The following is an 18,538-nucleotide window of genomic DNA, read 5'->3' as shown; positions in this document are numbered from 1 at the left end:
CCGACAACCGAATGTTTAATATATTCATGAAAAGGCCGGTCTTTGCGATCGTCATTTCCATATTTATCATCTTTCTCGGGGTGCTGGCCATTAATGTGCTGCCCACCTCGCAGTTTCCGTCTATTGCCCCGCCACGGGTTATCGTGAGCGTGGCATACCCGGGTGCCAGTGCCGACGTGCTGGTACAGTCTGTACTCATCCCCATGGAAAAAGCCGTGAATGGTGTGCCGGGCATGAAGTACATGACCTCCGATGCCGTAAGTGCAGGGGAGGCTAACATCCAGGTGGTGTTTGAACTGGGGACAGACCCCAACCAGGCTGTGGTGAACGTTAAAAACCGTATCGAACAGGTAACCAGCAGGTTGCCGGAGCTGGTGCAGCGGGAAGGGATTATCGTGAACATCCTGCAGCCCAACATGCTCATGTACGTCAATGTTTACAGTAAAGATCCGAAGGCAGACGAGAACTTCCTTTACAACTATTCCAATATCAACATCCTGCAGGAGCTCCGCCGTGTAAATGGTATCGGCAGTGCGCAGATCCTTGGCAGCCGGCAGTACGCTATGCGTGTATGGCTGAAACCAGACCGGATGCGGGCATACAATGTTTCTACGGAAGAAGTGATGGAAGCCCTCTCTACGCAGAGCATCATCGGCTCCCCGGGCCGTTTGGGGCGTAGCGATGGTAAGCGGTCGGAAGCACTCGAATACGTGCTTACCTACCCGGGCCGTTACAATAAACCGGAGCAGTACGAGAATGTCATTATCCGGGCTAATCCGGAAGGCGAAGTACTGTATCTGAAAGATGTGGCGGAAGTAGAGTTCGGCAGTGAATTCTATGATATCTATTCAAACCTGAACGGCCATCCCTCCGCGGCTATCGTACTCAAGCAAACGTACGGTAGTAACGCCAGCGAGGTGATCAGGGATATTAAAGCCAAGCTCAATGAGATTAAGGCAGACTTCCCTCCGGGCATGGATTATGAAATCAGCTACGACGTTTCCAGCTTCCTGGATGCTTCTATCGATAAAGTATTGCACACGCTGGGCGAGGCGTTTATCCTCGTGGCATTGGTGGTGTTCATCTTCCTTGGCGACTGGCGTTCCACACTGATCCCCACCCTGGCGGTACCCGTTTCACTGATAGGTGCGTTCTTCTTTATGCAGCTGTTCGGCCTTACCATTAACCTGATCACGCTTTTTGCCCTCGTACTGGCAATCGGTATTGTGGTGGATAATGCGATTGTGGTGATAGAAGCGGTGCATGCGAAGATGGAGGAGGAAAACCTGACGCCTTATGTGGCATCGTACAGAGTAGTGCATGAAATCAGCGGCGCCATTGTGGCCATCACTTTTGTAATGGCGGCAGTGTTTATCCCGGTGGCATTCATGTCTGGCCCGGTAGGGATCTTCTACCGGCAATTTGCCATTACCATGGCCACGTCTATCGTACTGTCCGGCGTGGTAGCACTTACGCTTACCCCCGTGCTTTGCGCCATGATCCTGAAAAATAACCATGGCAAGCCTAAGCGCAAAACACCGATCGATCATGCATTGGATGCCTTCAACAGGGTATTAGGTAAACTGACCGGCCGGTACGAAAAGCTGCTGCACAGGATCGTTAGCCGCAGGGTATTGACAGTGGTGGTGTTACTGGTATGCTGCGCCGGGATCTTCGGGATATCGAAGAGCCTGCCATCAGGGTTTATTCCCAACGAAGATCAGGGGATGATTTATGCCATCGTGCAAACGCCCCCCGGTTCCACACTGGAGCGTACCAATGATATTTCCCGTAAGCTGCAGGAGATCGCGGAGAAGGTGGAAGGCATCCGTTCCGTATCCGCACTGGCAGGTTATGAGGTGCTCACAGAAGGCCGCGGTTCCAACGCCGGTACCTGCCTTATCAACCTGGAAGACTGGTCGAAGCGTAAGCACAATGTAAACGAGATCATCGAGGAGCTGGAAGAGAAAGCGAAAGAGATTCCCGGTGCTACCATTGAGTTCTTTGGTCCTCCCGCTGTACCGGGGTATGGTGCGGCAGGTGGTTTTGCTTTGCGCCTGCTGGATAAAACCAATAACGACGATTACAAGGAACTCGAGAAAGTGAACGATCAGTTTATGGAAGCTTTGGAAAAACGCAAGGAGCTTACCGGACTGTTCACCTTCTTCAGCGCCAACTATCCGCAATACGAATTACAGATCGATAATAAGGCAGCCATGCAAAAGGGTGTGTCTATCGGCAAAGCAATGGACAACCTGTCTATCCTCATCGGTAGTACCTACGAGCTGGGTTTTGTCCGCTTCGGTACGGCACTGAAAGTATACGTACAGGCATCTCCTGAATACCGCCGCCTGCCCGATGATCTGATGCAGCTCTATGTGAAGAATAATCGTGATGAAATGGTACCGTATTCGGCCTTTATGTCTATAAAGAAATCGCATGGGCTGAATGAGATCACGCGCTTCAATATGTATACCTCATCCGCGATCCGTGGGGAGCCTGCTGCAGGTTACAGCAGTGGTGAGGCCATTGCAGCCATCCGGGAAGTAGCGGCTAAAACATTGCCGCGCGGGTATGATATTGACTGGGAAGGCCTATCGAAAGACGAGTCGGAGCGTGGGAATGAAGCCCTGTACATCTTCCTGATCGTACTGGCGTTTGTGTACCTGATTCTGGCAGCGCAATATGAGAGCTTTTTCCTGCCGCTGGCGGTGGTATTGTCTCTGCCGGCTGGTGTATTCGGAGCATTCCTGCTGGTGAAGGTGATGGGGCTGGCGAATGATATTTATGCGCAGGTAGGGCTGGTGATGCTGGTAGGCCTGCTGGGTAAGAACGCGGTGCTGATCGTGGAGTTTGCGGTACAGAAGCACCGTGCAGGGATGCCGGTTTTGCAGGCTGCCATTGAAGGCGCCCGTGTAAGGTTCCGCCCTATCCTCATGACCTCCCTTGCGTTTATTGCCGGCCTGATACCCCTGGTATTTGCCACAGGGCCGGGAGCTATTGGTAACCGTACCATTGGTGCTGCCTCTGCAGGAGGTATGATCCTGGGAACGCTGGGCGGGGTATTGATGATACCCGGGCTGTATTACATCTTCGGAAAACTGGCTGAGCGGCGTAAGCTCATTAAGGATGAAGAAGAAAATCCATTAACAGAAGAACTGGAACACAATGTTTAAATATCGGAAATTGACATACTTCGCCATAGGATGTGCGTGCCTTACTTACACGGCATGTAAGATCCCGGAACTGGCGGAAACACCGGCGGTTAGTAATGTGCCGTCCGGATTTAATGATAGCAGGGATACGGTAAGCACAGCTTCCCTTTCATGGAAAGCATTCTTCGCAGACCCGGATCTGGCCGCCCTGATTGATACTGCGCTCCTTCATAACCAGGAACTGAACATCGCGCAGTGGGAAATTGAGATAGCGCGGAACGAAGTGCGGGCACGGAAAGGGGAGTATCTCCCTTCTGTAGGGATCAAAGCTGGTGCCGGTGTGGAAAAGGTAGGGCGTTATACCAGCCAGGGGGCCAACGATGCCAATACCGAGATCAAGGAAGGCAAGGAAATGCCCGAGCCGTTGGGCGACTTTATGGTGGGTGCGTTTGCCAGCTGGGAAGTGGATATCTGGCATAAGCTGCGTAATGCGAAGAAGGCTGCAGCAGCCCGGTACCTCGCTTCTGTAGAAGGGCGGAACTTCGCAGTAACCAACCTCATTGCAGAAATTGCCACATCCTACTATGAGCTGCTGGCCCTCGATAAGCAGCTGGAAATCGTAGATCAGAACATTGCCCTTCAGGGTAATGCGCTTTCTGTGGTGAAGCTGCAAAAGGAAGCCACCCGTGTAACGGAGCTGGCAGTGCGCAAGTTTGAAGCAGAAGTGCTGCGTACCCAAAGCCTCCGGTTCGACATCCTTCAGCGCATCGTAGAAACTGAGAACAGGATGGGACAGCTGACAGGCCGATACCCCTCGCATGTACCGCGGAACAGCCGGCAGTTCGGGGCAGTAGTTGCAAGTATCAGTGGAGGTATCCCCTCAGCCATGCTGGCAAACAGGCCCGATATCCGTGAGGCAGAACTGAAGCTTGCTGCTGCAAAGCTCGATGTGAAATCGGCCCGAGCGCAGTTCTATCCTTCCTTAGGGATCACTGCGGGCGTGGGATACCGTGCTTTCAATCCCTCGTATCTCATCAAAACACCGGAGTCTCTTCTGTATTCGCTCGCGGGCGATCTCGCAGCGCCTTTGGTGAACAGGAACGGCATTAAGGCGGCATATCTCAATGCCAACGCCAAACAGATACAAACGGTGTATGAATATGAACGTACCATCCTGAATGCATATGTGGAAGTGGTGAACCAGTTGTCGAAGATCGCTAACCTGGAGAAGCGTTATGACCTGCAATCGAAGCAGGTAGAGGCGCTTACCCAGTCCATTGCGATCTCTAACGATTTGTTTGCATCCGCACGGGCGGATTACATGGAAGTACTCATGACGCAGCGAGATGCACTGGAATCGAAGTTCGAACTGGTGGAAACGCAATTGCAGCAATTACAGGCCGTGGTAAGTGCGTACAGGGCACTTGGCGGTGGATGGAAATAATAATAAGCAGGGTAGATTGGAAAGACGGGCTTTGCAGCAATGCAAGGCCCGTTTTATTTAAGGGCAACAGGTATGCTGCAATTCCTGCAGGCGGGGTTATATGAGACAGTTTCGCCACTTTCAGATACAGGTAATTGTGGTCCCTGCCAGGTACTGTCTGAATTATGCGTCCATTGATTGCCGGAGAAGGTAAAGCTTTCCGGAGCTGTGCCTGGGCCGATACTGCAAACGGTGCGTACCTGACTATTGATACAAATCTTATTGTTGCTGAAAGTATTGTCCGCGCATTTAACAAAACGCAGGGTGTCTTTATTTTCCTGCAGTATCCGGATCACCCATCTTTCAGGATGGCAGATGGTGTTGCTGATGACGGATGAGCGGATGCAGCCAACAAAGGCCACGGGTACGTCTGAGCCGGAGAAGTAGTTATTATCAACGGTAAGATCTGCTGCTTCCCAGGTAGCATTGGCCGGGCGGAAGAATGCCTCGCCCGTACTGCCCCCCAGGTTAATGGCCCGGCTGCCGGCATGGATGAATACGCTACGCTCCACTTTAATATGACTGCTGCCGCCTTTCATCTGAACGGCATTGGCGCCCAGGTTTTCGAAATGGCATTGGGAGATGAGCCCTTTATGGCAGCCCACCATATCTATCCCGCTGCCTCCTTTTGCGCCATTGATAAAAGTACAATGCTGAATGGTAACTTCATCCACTCCGGAAAGCTTCAGCAGATCGTTGTTGCCACTGGCAGCCATGTCTTTAAAAATGCAATGCCGGAAAACGATATGATGTGCCGGCGAATTGTATGTGCTGCCATCATCGAAGTTTACACCATTGCCGGTTTGTTTGGCGAACCCTATCCCTTCAATATGCAGATATGCTACATCAGTACCCCTCCAGGCAGATGTGCCTCCCTCAAACCAGACAGATCCCTGTTTCTCTGCTATGATGTATATCCATGCTTTTGCGGTTCCCTGTAAGTTCCCCAGTATCTGATTTCCGGGATAGGTACCTGCATGTATAAATATGGTATCTCCGGGAGTGGCGGCTTTAGCGGCAGCGGTAACATCGGGGAATGGTTGTCTGTGGCCAGTATGGAGGATTTTGGCCGCAAGGGGGCGGGGGATGAGGGCGATGTTAAGGAAGAGAAGGAGCAGGCGCATATGGTCCGGCGTTTTCTTAAATGTAATAAAATTGTCTGCGTATTAACTTTTTCATATCCCGGGTCCGTTTGTTTTTAGCAGGTTACAATACTGCAGCGATGGCCATGATCCCTTCTTCCAGCTGTGCTTCGGTAACTGAGCCGTAGCTCATCCTGATGCCGTTCACGGCTTTGTCGCAGCTGAAGCGGTCTGGCGTAATGATCTGGATGCCTTTGTCGCACAGCTTGCCTGATACTTTCTTCCAGTTGGGCATTGCATTTGGTACGATCCAGAAGGCGAGGCCGCCATCAGGGGTTTGAAAAGTGGCTTTGTTTGCCAGATGCTTATGTAACAGGGCTTCGGTGTAATCCCGCTTTGCTTTGTAATACTGTGTTGCTTTACGGAGGTGGCGTTTGATGGTGCCATCGTTGATGAGCTGCAGCACCGCCTGCTCCATAATAGCGTCTCCCTGCACATCGATGATCTTACGTAATGCACTTACCTTTTCCATCAGCGCTGGTGAATTACTGACCAGGTACCCGATCCTCAATGCAGGTGCAACCACTTTGCTCATGGTGCCTATGTACACATAATGCTTCAGGTTGCCGTGGCTGGATAACGGAAGTACCGGCCTGTAACCGAAATGGAATTCATTATCATAGTCGTCTTCAATAATGGTAAAGCCGTATTGGTTGGATAGTTGTACGAGTTCCAGCCGGCGCTGAAGACTGAGGGTTACTGTAGTGGGGTATTGGTGGTGGGGTGTGGTATAAAGGGCTTTGATGTTTTTGCCTGATTGCAGGTGTTTAACAATATCGCTGATAATAAGCCCTTCACCATCTACACGTACCGGTAATACCTGGGCCCCTGCATGTTCAAAGGCTTTCCAGGCAGGCTGGTACCCCGGGTTTTCAACCATCACGAAGCTGTCTTTTTCAAGCAGGCACTGGGCGGTGAGGTACATGGCCATCTGGCTGCCCCGGGTGATGCATATTTGTTGCTCATTCATCTGCATTCCCCGCTGGTGGTTAAGCATCTGTACAATGGCCCGGCGGAAAGCAATATCTCCCAGTTCATGCGTGTATCCCATCAGCTGCCATTTGGCTTTCCGCTGGAAGATCTGGCGGTAGGCTCTTGCCAATGCCGTAATAGGGGCTATTTTACTGTCGGGGTGCCCGTCGTCGAAGTTGATCCGGGTGGAAAGCGTTAAAGCTTCAGGCGCGCTTTTGAGTGAAGTCTTACGGGTACCTTTTTGCAATGCCGGCAGCGTTTCTGACACAAAGGTGCCCCGCCTTTCCCGCGATACCAGCCATTCTTCATTGAGCAATACCTGCAGTGCTTCCACAATGGTATTCCTGTTCAGTTTCAGCTCCTGCGCAAGGGCACGGCTCCCCGGCAGGGCGGTACCACCTTTTAACCGGCCTGATTGAATATCCGCAATAATAGCATCGGCTATCTGCAGGTAAACCGCCTTCTCCGAGCGGTCGTCTATCTGTAATTCCAATTTCCAGGGTCTAAGCATCTGGACTACCTGATTTTATGAAAACTGTATCATTAAGGTGGTCCAAAGGTAGGGTAATTTTGTGTCGTCATCAATCAGATCACTTAAAACATCTTCCCATGGTTCAAACAAATCAGGCACCTGTAACTGATGCAAAACAGTTCAGTTCCAAAGACTTCCATGAAACATTTGCCCGTCCTAAGTTTGTAAAACCTTCGCATCTCATCCACCGGAATGTGGAAAAAGCCGGAGAACATAATCAGTTCTCCACGGAAAGGAAGCACCCCGTCTTCTTCGTGGACCTGCCCAGTAAAAACGTGAGCATGACCATCGGCGGGCTCCTGCCGGGGCAGATCACCAACCGCCACAGGCACACCTATGAAACGGTGTTATATGTGATAGAAGGCCGGGGCTGGACGGAGATAGAAGGAGAGAAAGTGGAATGGCAGGCCGGAGATGCGGTATACATCCCTTCCTGGGCCTGGCACCGGCATCAGAACCTCAGTAATGACGAGCCGGCCAAATACATCGCCTGCGAAAACGCGCCCCAGTTACAGAACCTCGGTGTAGCACTCCGGGAAGAAGAAGGGCGCGACCTCTGATCCGGTATTCATCATATCCAGCACAGCATTACCACATGAAACACATCCCGATTCAGGGTGTTGTCGCTTACCCGATCACACCCTTCAATGAAAAAGAACAACTGAACCTCCCCCTGTTCAGATCCCTGGTGGAAAGGCTGGTGGTTTCCGGCTCCCACGCCATAGCCCCTTTAGGCAGCACAGGTGTTTTGCCATACCTGACCGATGAAGAGAAAGAGGCGGTTACAGAAGCCTGTATACAGCAGGTAGCCGGCCGTGTACCAACACTGGTAGGCGTATCTAACCTTACCACCGAAAAAACGATCTACCATGCACGGTTCGCCGAAAAAGCTGGCGCTTCTGCCGTCATGATCATTCCCATGAGCTATTGGAAGCTGACAGATGATGAGATCGTACAGCATTATGATGCGGTGGCTGCTAATATTGGTATTCCTATCATGGCATACAACAATCCTGCAACGGGCGGAGTAGATATGTCTCCTGCACTTCTGAAGCGTTTGCTGGAAATCCCCAACGTAACAATGATCAAGGAAAGCACGGGCGATATCCAGCGGATGCATTACCTCCGCAGAGAGCTGGGCGAAGATGTAGCTTTTTACAATGGCTCGAATCCATTGGCACTGGCAGCTTTTACTGCAGGCGCCCACGGGTGGTGTACGGCTGCACCTAATCTCATCCCTGCATTGAACGTTGCATTGCACGATGCAGTGCAGCGGAATGATTTCAATGCTGCCCGCCAGGTATTTTATCAGCAACTGGATCTCCTCAGATTTATAGTGGCTAAAGGATTGCCACGGGCTGTGAAGGCAGGGTTACAGATTTTAGGGGAAGATGGCGGTTTCCTCAGAAGTCCGCTAAAGCCCCTTACACCCGCCGAATCGGCCGAATTATCCACCATTCTTTCACTCATTAAAAACTAATCAAAATGGCAAAATCAGTATTTTATCACGCAGGATGCCCGGTATGCGTGAGCGCAGAGCAGGACATTATTCAGCTTATCGGAACAGAAAACGTTGAAGTAGTACATCTCGGTAATGATAAGTCGCGGCTGGCGGAAGCGGAAGCTGCAGGCATACAGTCGGTACCCGCATTGGTAACGCCCAATGGAAATGTATTGCACATCAATTTCGGAGCAGCTTTTGCAGATTTGAAATAGTAACGGACAATGAAGCCGCCCGGCAATTGGTGCTTTACCATTTGCCGGGTTTTGGCATGTAATAACTTAATACGACAGGATGTACCAGGATGTAAGCAACAATATAGTCCGTATCCGGCAGCGGATAGCAGCGGCCTGTATGGCCAGTGGAAGGGCACCCGGAGAGGTGCGCCTGCTGATGGCTACTAAAACAGTACCTGCCAATGGTATCAGGATCGCACTGGAAGCAGGAGAAACGCTCATTGCAGAGAACAGGGTGCAGGAACTGAAAGAGAAGTATGATGCATTGAAAGATATACCCCATGAGAATCATTTCATCGGGCATTTACAGACCAACAAGATCAAAGACCTCCTGAAATGTGAGGTGACCTGCATTCAGTCGGTAGACCGTTTATCGCTGGCAGAGAAGTTGCACCAGCAATTATCCGCCGCTAACCGTACTATGGATATCCTCATACAGGTAAATACTTCCGGGGAAGAAAGCAAGTTCGGCGTTCATCCCTCTCAGGCGGCAGAGCTCGTGAAACAGGTGGCTGCGTTTGGAACGCTGAAAATAAAAGGACTGATGACGATCGGGCTATTCAGTACCGATGAAGTAAAAGTGAGGGAATGCTTTCGCATCCTCCGCAAACTCCGCGATGAGATTGCTGCTATGGATGTACCGGGTGTGGAAATGAAAGAATTATCGATGGGGATGAGCGGGGATATGGAAATGGCTATCGCGGAAGGGGCTACTATTGTAAGAGTGGGCACTGCCATATTCGGACAGCGCCCTACTCCGGATAGTTTTTACTGGAATGAAAAGTTTTAATGCCCGGCAGGCGGATGGGAGCAGGTGGGGGCAGATCGGTTATTATTTCCCGAAATGGTGCCTGGCAAACCGGATAAACTGCCTCCAGTCGAACTCCGTCATATCATGTTCCCCTTCCCGGTTGTGATAACCGAGCGTGGAGTTAACTACCGCCTCATTCACAGCAGGGGGAGCGGCCGGCAGCTGCGACGATTTTCTATATAGCGCGTATACCTTCTCCGCATTTTTCATTGCGAGGAAAGTGCCTGTAGGATCGGCCCAGAGATCTTTGGTGGCATTGGTGGCATACACAGGGCGCGGGGCAATCAGTGATATGAGCATGTGCTGATCTACCGGAAGGTCGTTTTCCTTATCGTTGTATTGTTTGTAATTATTGCAGAACCAATGAGGGAATACGGTATTGATGCGGCTGATACGCTCCCCGAACTGCCTCCGGGAAAGGGCGGCGCCTGTGTTACCGGAACAGTTGCTCACGCAGATAGCAAAACGCTGATCCTGCGCTGCTGCCCATAGTGAAGTTTTACCTCCTCTCGAATGCCCCACCAGTACTACCTGCTTCGCATTCACTAACGGTTCCTGCTCAAAGTAATCCATCACTCTGGAAGCACCCCATGCCCAGGAGCCGATAGCTTTCATCCCATTGGGCTGTTGCAGCATTTCCGGATACAGGCGTAATGCGCCTTCGGGGTATTTTATTTTATCATCGGGTGCCAGATCGCTCACGTGAAACGCCGCTACGGCATAACCACTGTCTATCACCATTTCTGCCGGCCAGAAAGCGCTTTTCTCTTTCCTGTCGGCGTCAGTGTTCTTTTTAGGGCGGTTGTTGATGAGCAGGAATACCGGTACGGCGCCTTTGGCGGCTTTGGGGATGAAGAGCGTTACGTCAATGGACACGGAGTCGCCGTGGTGATATACCATTACACGGGTCTCTTTCAGGATGGCATGGCCATTCATTGCGCTGCGGCTTTCACGGACAGGGGTATAACTGATCCGGTCAAATGTTTTCGGCATCTGTCCATATACCAGGTTTTCGAATAAGCGGAGTATTTCCGGCCGCCGTGTCTGCTCCCATGACTTTACATTTTTAACCGGCCGGTTGTTCAGTGTTATCAGTGGATCGGGCAGTGTATATGCAGGTACAAGCGCTTCATTGTAATTCTGAGCGAAGGTAATTGTGCAGAAAAGCATGGCTGCGAAAAAGGGAATTGTTTTCATGGTGGAATTTTTAGGCCGGTGTGCCGCCAAAAAAGATACGGCATTTTTTTATGACATTTGCATCATGCATATTCGTTTTATAGCCATACTCGCGCTGCTGTTCGTTTCCCTGCAAACCCGCGCGCAGGAGAAGCCCCTCCTGTTACTCTATACCGGAGAAATCGACGGAAAGATCCCCGTTACCATGTTCCTCGAAGGCGTACCGGATCCCTGCAACGGTGAACCGAAGTACCGGGGCATATACACTTACAACAAGCAGCTCGACCGGGAGAAGTGGCTCCTGCTGACGGTGGATTACAATGGTAAAGACCAGTACGTGATGGTAGAAACCGGTGTTTCCGGTGTGCTGATCCTTCAGCGCAGTGAAGAAGGCTTCACTGGCAGCTGGATATCTCCGGATGGGAAAACCATCCGTAAGGTTACGCTCCGCAAAAAGGAACTACCCGCCAATAAGCAGGAATTTTATGAAGATGCGCTGGAGCATACCCATTACCGTTATAACGATTGCTGATCCTTTACCGCAGAATTTTAAACAGGTAAACGAGGTGTGCCAGCAGTAATATAGCCGCAACCGCCAGCAGGGGAATGTTTTCCCGGGTGAGTTTAGACATCAGTACAATGCAGAAAACAAAGTAAAAAATGCCGGCAATAACGGCATAGTAAAGATGCGTCAGGTCGTAATAACCCCCTCCGATACCATCGCTGTCCAAATTAACCAAATACAGTACGAAGGCAGAAATCAATGGCAATAGCAATAAAACGATTTTAATGATCAGGGTCTTTTTCATAATGTGTAGGGTTTAAGCTGGCTCTCACTCATGAATATACGATGTATTCTGTTTTTTCTAAAACCTGTCATTAAAAAAAATACAGGCCAGATCTCTGTCATATCGACAAGTTATATCCGAATAAAATATTAATTATAAGAATTTAAATATTTGCCGGAATAGAAAAGGGCTGTCTCTTATTACAGAGACAGCCCTTTTCTATAAACTGCAGTTTATTTTTTTACAATCTTCCCATCGGGGTAAACGATGTAATCTTCTCCATCTGCCTTCTGCAATACTACCTTTCCGTTTTCGAAAGGAGCTACAAAGGTGAATTGAGGAGGAATCACTACTTCATTCTTCAGGTTGATGAAGCCCCATTCCTGTGGCTTATGCATAAAGGCTACCAGTCCTTCCCCTACGGCCTCGGCTTCTGCATATTGGATGGGGATCACTACTTCGCCTTTCAGGTTGATCATGCCAACGGAATCATTTTTAACAGCCCGTAAAAGCCCGAATGTGGCATGGTCGGCCAGCATATTATATTGCGGCGCCACTATCTCCTTACCCTCCCAGTTTACAAGACCTATGAGGTTTTTACGGTGAACCTGGCAAACACTGTCGGTAAAGCCCACGCTTAAGCCATCATAAATAAGCGGTACACGGATAACGCCCTGGCGGTCGATAAGGCCCATGCCAATGTTCTCGCCAGTGGAATCCTGCTTTGTGATACTGGCGAACTCAGCACTTTTATCGTAGAATGCGCTGGCGGAATAGGCCTGATCTTCACAGATCCATTGGTCCTGCAGGGTATCGAGGTATCCCGGGATGGAGTTTTCTGTTGTTGTAACCTGGGCATTGGCGGCCGGGGTACCGGTTTGCGACTGGCAGGCTATTAAAAGAGCGCCTGGCAGGAGGAAAAGGAATAGCTTCATAATCTAAGGTTAATGGATATCACTGCTTTTGGCAGCGTTGGCGAAGCTAGTAAAAATGATGGTTATCACCGGCCAACCGGATGGGTTTTCTCCGTTTTATTTTGAGACGCTGTTAAAATGAGGCAGCATATTTTTCATCTGATGTGTATGCCTTTTGGCATGGCTTATCATAAACTTCATCCATTCAAAGCCTGTTAATTCTCCCAGTTCAGGAAATGCGAAATCTGTCAGATGCCTTGTCAGATCCCTGGTGGATATCAGCTGCAGGATATGTTCACGGTTTTGTTTCAGTTGCTGCCTGAGCGCTTCACCGTTTTTGGGTTCTTCGTCGGGGAGAATGAAATCGGGAGATTGCATTTTAGTGGTGAAGTCGAGGAAGATCGAGTGTATCACGGGTACCAGGGCATCGGGTTCCCGATTGGCAGGAGCGGTATTGCCTTCAAAAAGTTGAGGAATGCCGCTTTCTGATTTCAGCAGATGTTGTGCCACCTGCCCCGGCGTCCAGCTGCCGGCAAAAGGAACCTGGTTCAATTGTTCATGCGTAAACAGGCTGATAGCATCCAGTAATTCATCTGTGGAGGTGCGGATCTCTGCTATAAGGGTTGTGGTTGTCATAATGCGGATATTTAATAATCAAAATTAAGCATCCTGCATTGCTGCGTCCTGTGCATATGCGACAACCTGAAGGCGTATTTGTGACAGGATAAATCACTATACGTATGTATCTGCTTTTACATCCCGATCCTGTTTTCTTCTTCCTGCTTCTTTCGCTGGCCGGCTTTGTATACAGACTGGCCAAAGCGCCAGGATAATGACGCCACCAGCCTCCGGGTGCCAAACCAGTGGCTGAGCTGATTATCAATTATCTGTTTCTCCCGGAAAGTAAACACTACTCTGTAAGTATCGAACATGTCGTAGAAGTTCAATCCTGACTGCAGTTTTCCTTTCAGCCAGGCCTTTTGTAATCCTATATCGATGGCATACATATGTTTGGACCGGTACAGTCCATTACCTCCGCGGGATCTGTAGTTGTAAGCTAAGTCGGCTGTGATGCCGGCAGGTAATGTAAATACCTGGCTGCCGTTAACAGTCCATTGGAGGATGGGAATTTTGTAAGTGGCATTATGATAAGGCGTGATCTCTTTCCGGTAGTAAAGCCCGAAGTTGTTGTTCATCCTCCACCAGGGTGTTACCCGTAAAGGAAAGGCAGATTCAATACTGGCGAAATCGCTGTAAGGAAGGTTGCGTCCAAGGTATTCCAGTACATGCGTTTCGCGGTTATACTCAGGGTAGCGCGCCATGGGATCTTCTTCGCGGCCCATCAGTAAAGTAACTGACCATGCCTGTTGTGTATATCCCATACTAAGCGTATTGAGAATGGCTGGCTGCAACTGGGGGTTGCCTACGAAGTAATTCAAGGGACTGAAATAAAAACGAAAAGGGTTTAGCTGTGCAAAATTAGGTCTTGTAATACGGCGGGTAAAACTCAGCAGCAGCTGCCTGTCTTTCCCCAAAGGCTGCATAAGGCTGAAGCTGGGAAGCCAGCTGAGGTACCGGCGGGTATTAGTGATACCTTCCTGTACAGACTTTCCCAGGGTGTGTGTACGCTCCACCCGCAGGCCTAAGGAATATTCCATCTTATTCAGGGTGCCGCTGCGGGAGAGGTATATAGCGGAAATGCGTTCGTCGTAATTGAAGTGATTAGTGCGGCTGCTGTCTGTATGGAATCCCCAGGCTGACAGGGTATCGTACCGGAGGTTGTTCCTGGTAGTATTAAATGCCATGCGGAAGCCGGCGCTCCATTTCCCTGCTGCCACAGGAATCGTGGCGTCGGCCTGCAGGGTACGGATGCGGATATCATTTTTTAACACAGTTCTCCATTGGCCGGGGCGCCGGGCATTCAGGTCATCACTGAAAACAATGTCTTCCGTCTGGCGGTTACCAATACTGAAAATGGCCCCGGCAGCTTCCAGCTGCCATTTTTTGAAATTACTGAGGTGGCGGATGTCGCCTGATAAATTATGCTGCACAGGATGCCCGTTATTGCGGAACCTTGTAAGAGCCACAGTTTCCGGCTCGGCTGCAGGAATTGTAGTGTGTATGGTGTTGTCAGTAAACGTACGGCGGTTAGAGCGGAACCCACGTAACACTACTTCTGTACTATGGCGATCATTGATGCGGTACAGGGTTCCGAAATGGATAGTGTAGTTGTCGTGCCGGGTGGGCACGCTGGTGCGGGTGCGCTGTATGTTTTTATCGGACAGATGTTGCAATGCGCCGTAACGGTAAATGGTGCTGCCTCCGGTATAGCCAAGGCGTGTTGAATAAGTGAAGCGCGGGGTGCGGTAATGCATTGCCAGTGAATTGTCGGACTGGGTGTATTCGTTTTGCTGCAGGGAAGAAGATAGTTGCCCGTTCCAGCCCAGCGTCTGATCGCGCCGGAGCTTCAGGTCAATGATGGCTTTAAATTCCGCATCGTACCGCGCCGAAGGCTGGGTGATAACATCGATGGAAGCGATCTGATCAGGGCGCAGGCTGCGCAGGTATTGCCTGATTTCTTCGGGGCTCATCTGTGCAGGGCGTCCGTCTATGAATAATGCGGGAACAATACGTCCGGATACCAGGAGGCCGCCTTCGCCATCCACTTCCAGCCCCGGTACCTTTCGCAGTACATCGAATGCATTGGCGGAGGCGAGGAACATCTTGTTGTCTGCCACCTGAACAGTGATCCTGTCGGCCTGCCGCCGGATAGCCATACGGTCTGTGCTGATGGTTACTTCTCCCAATAAACTGGCAGAGGGTTGCAGTGAGAGGGTGTCGGACTGCCAGTGCTCCATGGGTGGAATGGGAACACGGCGGGTTTCGTATCCCAGCGCAGAAAGTTCAAGGAGGTATTCCGCACGCCGGAGCCCTGTGAACGAAAATCTTCCCGCGGAATCAGCCACTTGTCCTGTTATCATCACAGCGCCGGGCGTAAGCACCCTAACGGCGGCGAAGGGTATCGCATTGCCGGAAGAATGGTCGGTGGCCCGCCCTGTGATTTTACTTTGGGCGGAAAGAGATGAAAAGGAAATAAGGCAAAAGCATGTCAGCAGTGTTCGTTGCACCAGGGTCGGCATGAGGGTTGTTTTTCACAAACCTAGTACCTCCCGTGGCCGGGAACGTCCGGTTGCGGGAATTCCGGCGTCCTGTATTATAATCCCGGACGCCCGCTAAGTGGCACTTCTCCATTGTTTTCACGGAACAGCGCCGGCGTGGTGCCGGTAACTTTCCGGAAGGCTGTATAGAATGTGGATTTGGAATTGAAGCCTACTTCGTAGCCAATCGCTTCAAGAGAAAGGTGGTCGTTGGCGGCAATGATCCGGCATGCTTCCCCGATCCGGTATTCATTTACGAAAGCGGAGAAGCTCCTGCCGAGGTTATCGTTCAGGAATTGGGATAACAGGTGAGGGGTAATATGCATGCGGCGGGCCAGGTCGCCCAGTTTGAGATTGGGATCTTTATATATGGCAGGGTCGGCCATAGCGGCTGTGAGTTTATCGTGTAAGGCCTGAGCATCGCCTTCCGGTATTTTCTTTTTCGCAGATGGAGATCCGTTTGTTTTTGTATTACCGCCGTAGAAGAAAATGAAAATGGTTACATATAATATAAAGGAGAACGAAACGGCCGCAGAAATATAAGCTGCGGGGAGATAGCGGAAAAGTGCGAGTGCATAAAAGAGATACAGGATGATATTGCCGGCGAGTACAGACAGCATTTGCCTTTCCAGCACGGTTGCTTTACCTGCGAAAATGCCTGCAATCTCTTTCCGCATAATATAAACGGAGGCCAAGAGGTAGATGCACCACTGGGCATATATCATATAAGCGATCACTTTGTTCCAGATTGCCGGGTAGGCCTGGTAGGAAATGGCGGTGCCGCCGACGATTACGATCCCCAACAGAATGGCCCATGCTACTTTCCAGCTTTTAGGCACCGGCTTCCCGGCGTTCCGTGCAGAGAGTAACATATAATATAAAGAAGGGCCGATGAAGAAGCAGGCGCTTAGGCCGGTCTGAAGGCATGGCTTCGGAAGGGCTGGATTGAAATAAAATAATACGGATTTGGCTACGCGGATGCTGATCATTAACAACATGAGGCCCATGAAGAAGGTCCACAATGGCCGGCCCTTCCGGTTGAGTAAAAGATACAAACCGAGGATGAGACCATTACAGGCGCCAAGAGCGCTGAGGGATAAGAGTATTTGCTGCCAGGTGTTCATAGATAACTCCTAAAATAAATAAAAATCAGGTGGCTTCATGATGAATAGTGGACAAAGGAAAACTGTAAAGTTAGACGGAGAATAGGGTGGACGGGGGAGGGAAACGGGGAAAAGTAAGATGGGTTGACTTGCGAATGTGCTTTATTATCAATTGGTTATAAGGACTAGACAAATACTTCCTAAAAAAGTTAGAAAGTTTTGTCTTCATTCTAAATTTATTATTATCTTGAGGTGGATTCTTTCCCTGCATGAAAAAAGATGAGCAATATAAACGTTTGATACTGAGGGAGATTTACTATGCAAATACGTTATCTGCCACTGAATTGAGCGAGCGCATCGGAAAGAGTCTGCCGCTTACGATCCGGACGGTTAATCACCTGGTGAAAGAGAAGATTCTGGAGCCTTCGGGCTATGCACCATCCAGCGGCGGGAGGCGTCCCATTACATACACCATTAATAAAAAGGCACTTTACATACTGTCGGTTTCCATGGACCAGCTGGTGACGCGCATCTCTATGATGGACCTTACCAACAGCCATGTAGGCGGTATCCGGAGGCACGAGCTGCCTTTGAAGAATAATCCGACGGCACTGAAGGCTTTGGCTACACTGCTGGCGGATGCGGTAAATGAATCGGGGATAGACCGGTCGCGCATCCTGGGAGTTGGTATCGGAATGCCGGGGTTTATTGACGGGATGCGTGGTGAAAATTACAGCTTCCCCATGCAGGACGGAACGGAGCAGCAAACGATTGTGGAATACCTGGCAACAGCCACCGGCCTGCCGGTCCATATCGATAACGATTCCAGTCTTATCGCACTGGCGGAATACCGGTTCGGCATCGCCCGGAAAGCGGCCAACAGTATGGTAGTTAATATCGGATGGGGCGTAGGCCTGGGAATGATCCTTAACGGATCACTCTTCCGCGGCAACAACGGTTTTGCCGGTGAGTTCAGCCACATCCCGCTTTTCAATAACAACAAACTTTGCAGCTGTGGAAAGAGCGGCTGTCTCGAAACAGAAACTTCACTGCTCGTGTTAATAGACAAAGCCGTGAAGGGCCTGCAGGACGGTAAGATATCTTCCCTGCAGGATCATTTCCCCACCGGTGAAATTGAAAAAGATGCCGAAAGCATCATGGAAGCAGCAGCCCGGGGAGATAAATTCTGTATAGAGCTGATCAGGGAAATAGGGTATCACATCGGGCGTGGCGTAGCCATCCTGATCCACCTCCTCAATCCTCGCTCTATTGTGCTCAGCGGCCGCGGATCACTTGCCGGAAGGCTTTGGCTCGCGCCCGTACAACAGGCACTCAATGAACATTGCATACCGCGGCTGGCTACACAAACCGCGGTAGAAGTATCCGCCCTCGGCTATGAAGCCGAACTGCTCGGATCCGCAGCACTGGTCATGGAGAATTATGCAACACCTCAGTAAACCAACCGCATCATTATAAAGGCAAAATTGAAATACAGTGAACAAGGAAACCGGCCCTCTTTCAGGGTCGGTTTTTTTTATACTATATGCTCACGATAATGATATGGTAC

At 50.4% G+C, this 18,538-nt stretch carries 16 protein-coding genes; 8 read left to right on the top strand and 8 right to left on the bottom strand.

From position 1 onward, the window contains the following. Positions 1-11: 11 nt before the first annotated feature. On the top strand, positions 12-3,176 hold the full coding sequence (locus DEV76_RS01255; RefSeq protein WP_109694293.1) for an efflux RND transporter permease subunit: 3,165 nt from the start codon (positions 12-14) through the stop codon (positions 3,174-3,176). 10 nt (positions 3,177-3,186) lie between these two features. Beyond that, positions 3,187-4,599 (top strand): TolC family protein, encoded by a 1,413-nt coding sequence (locus DEV76_RS01250; protein WP_232826842.1) that lies wholly within the window; start codon positions 3,187-3,189, stop codon positions 4,597-4,599. A 53-nt stretch (positions 4,600-4,652) separates the two neighbouring features. Here DEV76_RS01250 and DEV76_RS01245 read toward each other — a convergent pair whose 3' ends face one another. Both DEV76_RS01245 and pdxR read right to left on the bottom strand, forming a co-directional pair. Next, positions 4,653-5,762: a right-handed parallel beta-helix repeat-containing protein gene (locus tag DEV76_RS01245; RefSeq protein ID WP_109694290.1), complete on the bottom strand. Its 1,110-nt coding sequence runs from the start codon at positions 5,760-5,762 to the stop codon at positions 4,653-4,655. 82 nt (positions 5,763-5,844) lie between these two features. Beyond that, positions 5,845-7,263 (bottom strand): MocR-like pyridoxine biosynthesis transcription factor PdxR, encoded by a 1,419-nt coding sequence (gene pdxR, locus DEV76_RS01240; RefSeq protein ID WP_109694288.1) that lies wholly within the window; start codon positions 7,261-7,263, stop codon positions 5,845-5,847. 98 nt (positions 7,264-7,361) lie between these two features. Here pdxR and DEV76_RS01235 point away from each other — a divergent pair, with 98 nt between their 5' ends. The 4 genes from DEV76_RS01235 (at position 7,362) to DEV76_RS01220 (ending at position 9,811) form a co-directional block, all read left to right on the top strand. Next, on the top strand, positions 7,362-7,844 hold the full coding sequence (locus tag DEV76_RS01235) for a cupin domain-containing protein (RefSeq protein WP_109694286.1): 483 nt from the start codon (positions 7,362-7,364) through the stop codon (positions 7,842-7,844). A gap of 35 nt (positions 7,845-7,879) precedes the next feature. Then, complete coding sequence (locus DEV76_RS01230) at positions 7,880-8,764, top strand: dihydrodipicolinate synthase family protein (RefSeq protein ID WP_109694285.1); 885 nt, start codon at positions 7,880-7,882, stop codon at positions 8,762-8,764. A 5-nt stretch (positions 8,765-8,769) separates the two neighbouring features. Then, positions 8,770-9,000 carry a thioredoxin domain-containing protein gene (locus tag DEV76_RS01225; protein WP_109694283.1) on the top strand — a complete coding sequence of 77 codons (231 nt, stop codon included), beginning with the start codon at positions 8,770-8,772 and terminating at the stop codon, positions 8,998-9,000. 79 nt (positions 9,001-9,079) lie between these two features. After that, positions 9,080-9,811: a YggS family pyridoxal phosphate-dependent enzyme gene (locus tag DEV76_RS01220; protein ID WP_109694281.1), complete on the top strand. Its 732-nt coding sequence runs from the start codon at positions 9,080-9,082 to the stop codon at positions 9,809-9,811. A gap of 42 nt (positions 9,812-9,853) precedes the next feature. On the opposite strand, the gene DEV76_RS01215 is transcribed toward DEV76_RS01220, so the two are convergent. Continuing rightward, complete coding sequence (locus DEV76_RS01215) at positions 9,854-11,029, bottom strand: glucuronyl esterase domain-containing protein (RefSeq protein WP_109694279.1); 1,176 nt, start codon at positions 11,027-11,029, stop codon at positions 9,854-9,856. Positions 11,030-11,093: 64 nt separating this feature from the next. Here DEV76_RS01215 and DEV76_RS01210 point away from each other — a divergent pair, with 64 nt between their 5' ends. Next, on the top strand, positions 11,094-11,540 hold the full coding sequence (locus tag DEV76_RS01210) for a hypothetical protein (RefSeq protein WP_157962650.1): 447 nt from the start codon (positions 11,094-11,096) through the stop codon (positions 11,538-11,540). 4 nt (positions 11,541-11,544) lie between these two features. Here the strand turns inward: DEV76_RS01210 and DEV76_RS01205 are convergent, their stop codons facing one another. From DEV76_RS01205 to DEV76_RS01185, 5 genes are all read right to left on the bottom strand, one after another. Then, a complete protein-coding gene (locus DEV76_RS01205) occupies positions 11,545-11,817 on the bottom strand; it encodes a hypothetical protein (protein ID WP_109694275.1) in 273 nt (90 codons plus the stop codon). A gap of 212 nt (positions 11,818-12,029) precedes the next feature. Beyond that, a complete protein-coding gene (locus DEV76_RS01200; RefSeq protein WP_109694273.1) occupies positions 12,030-12,731 on the bottom strand; it encodes a WG repeat-containing protein in 702 nt (233 codons plus the stop codon). 96 nt (positions 12,732-12,827) lie between these two features. After that, entirely contained in the window at positions 12,828-13,346 is a 519-nt protein-coding gene (locus DEV76_RS01195; protein WP_109694271.1) for a DinB family protein, read from the bottom strand. Positions 13,347-13,462: 116 nt separating this feature from the next. Then, complete coding sequence (locus DEV76_RS01190; RefSeq protein ID WP_109694269.1) at positions 13,463-15,850, bottom strand: outer membrane beta-barrel protein; 2,388 nt, start codon at positions 15,848-15,850, stop codon at positions 13,463-13,465. 74 nt (positions 15,851-15,924) lie between these two features. Continuing rightward, on the bottom strand, positions 15,925-16,992 hold the full coding sequence (locus tag DEV76_RS01185; RefSeq protein ID WP_109694267.1) for a helix-turn-helix domain-containing protein: 1,068 nt from the start codon (positions 16,990-16,992) through the stop codon (positions 15,925-15,927). A gap of 248 nt (positions 16,993-17,240) precedes the next feature. Between DEV76_RS01185 and DEV76_RS01180 the strand changes: the two genes are divergently transcribed. Then, on the top strand, positions 17,241-18,428 hold the full coding sequence (locus tag DEV76_RS01180; protein ID WP_109694265.1) for an ROK family protein: 1,188 nt from the start codon (positions 17,241-17,243) through the stop codon (positions 18,426-18,428). Positions 18,429-18,538 lie beyond the last annotated feature (110 nt).

This window comes from Chitinophaga deserti, assembly GCF_003149455.1.
Lineage (GTDB): Bacteria > Bacteroidota > Bacteroidia > Chitinophagales > Chitinophagaceae > Chitinophaga > Chitinophaga deserti.
This window is presented reverse-complemented; position numbering and strand designations above follow the sequence as displayed.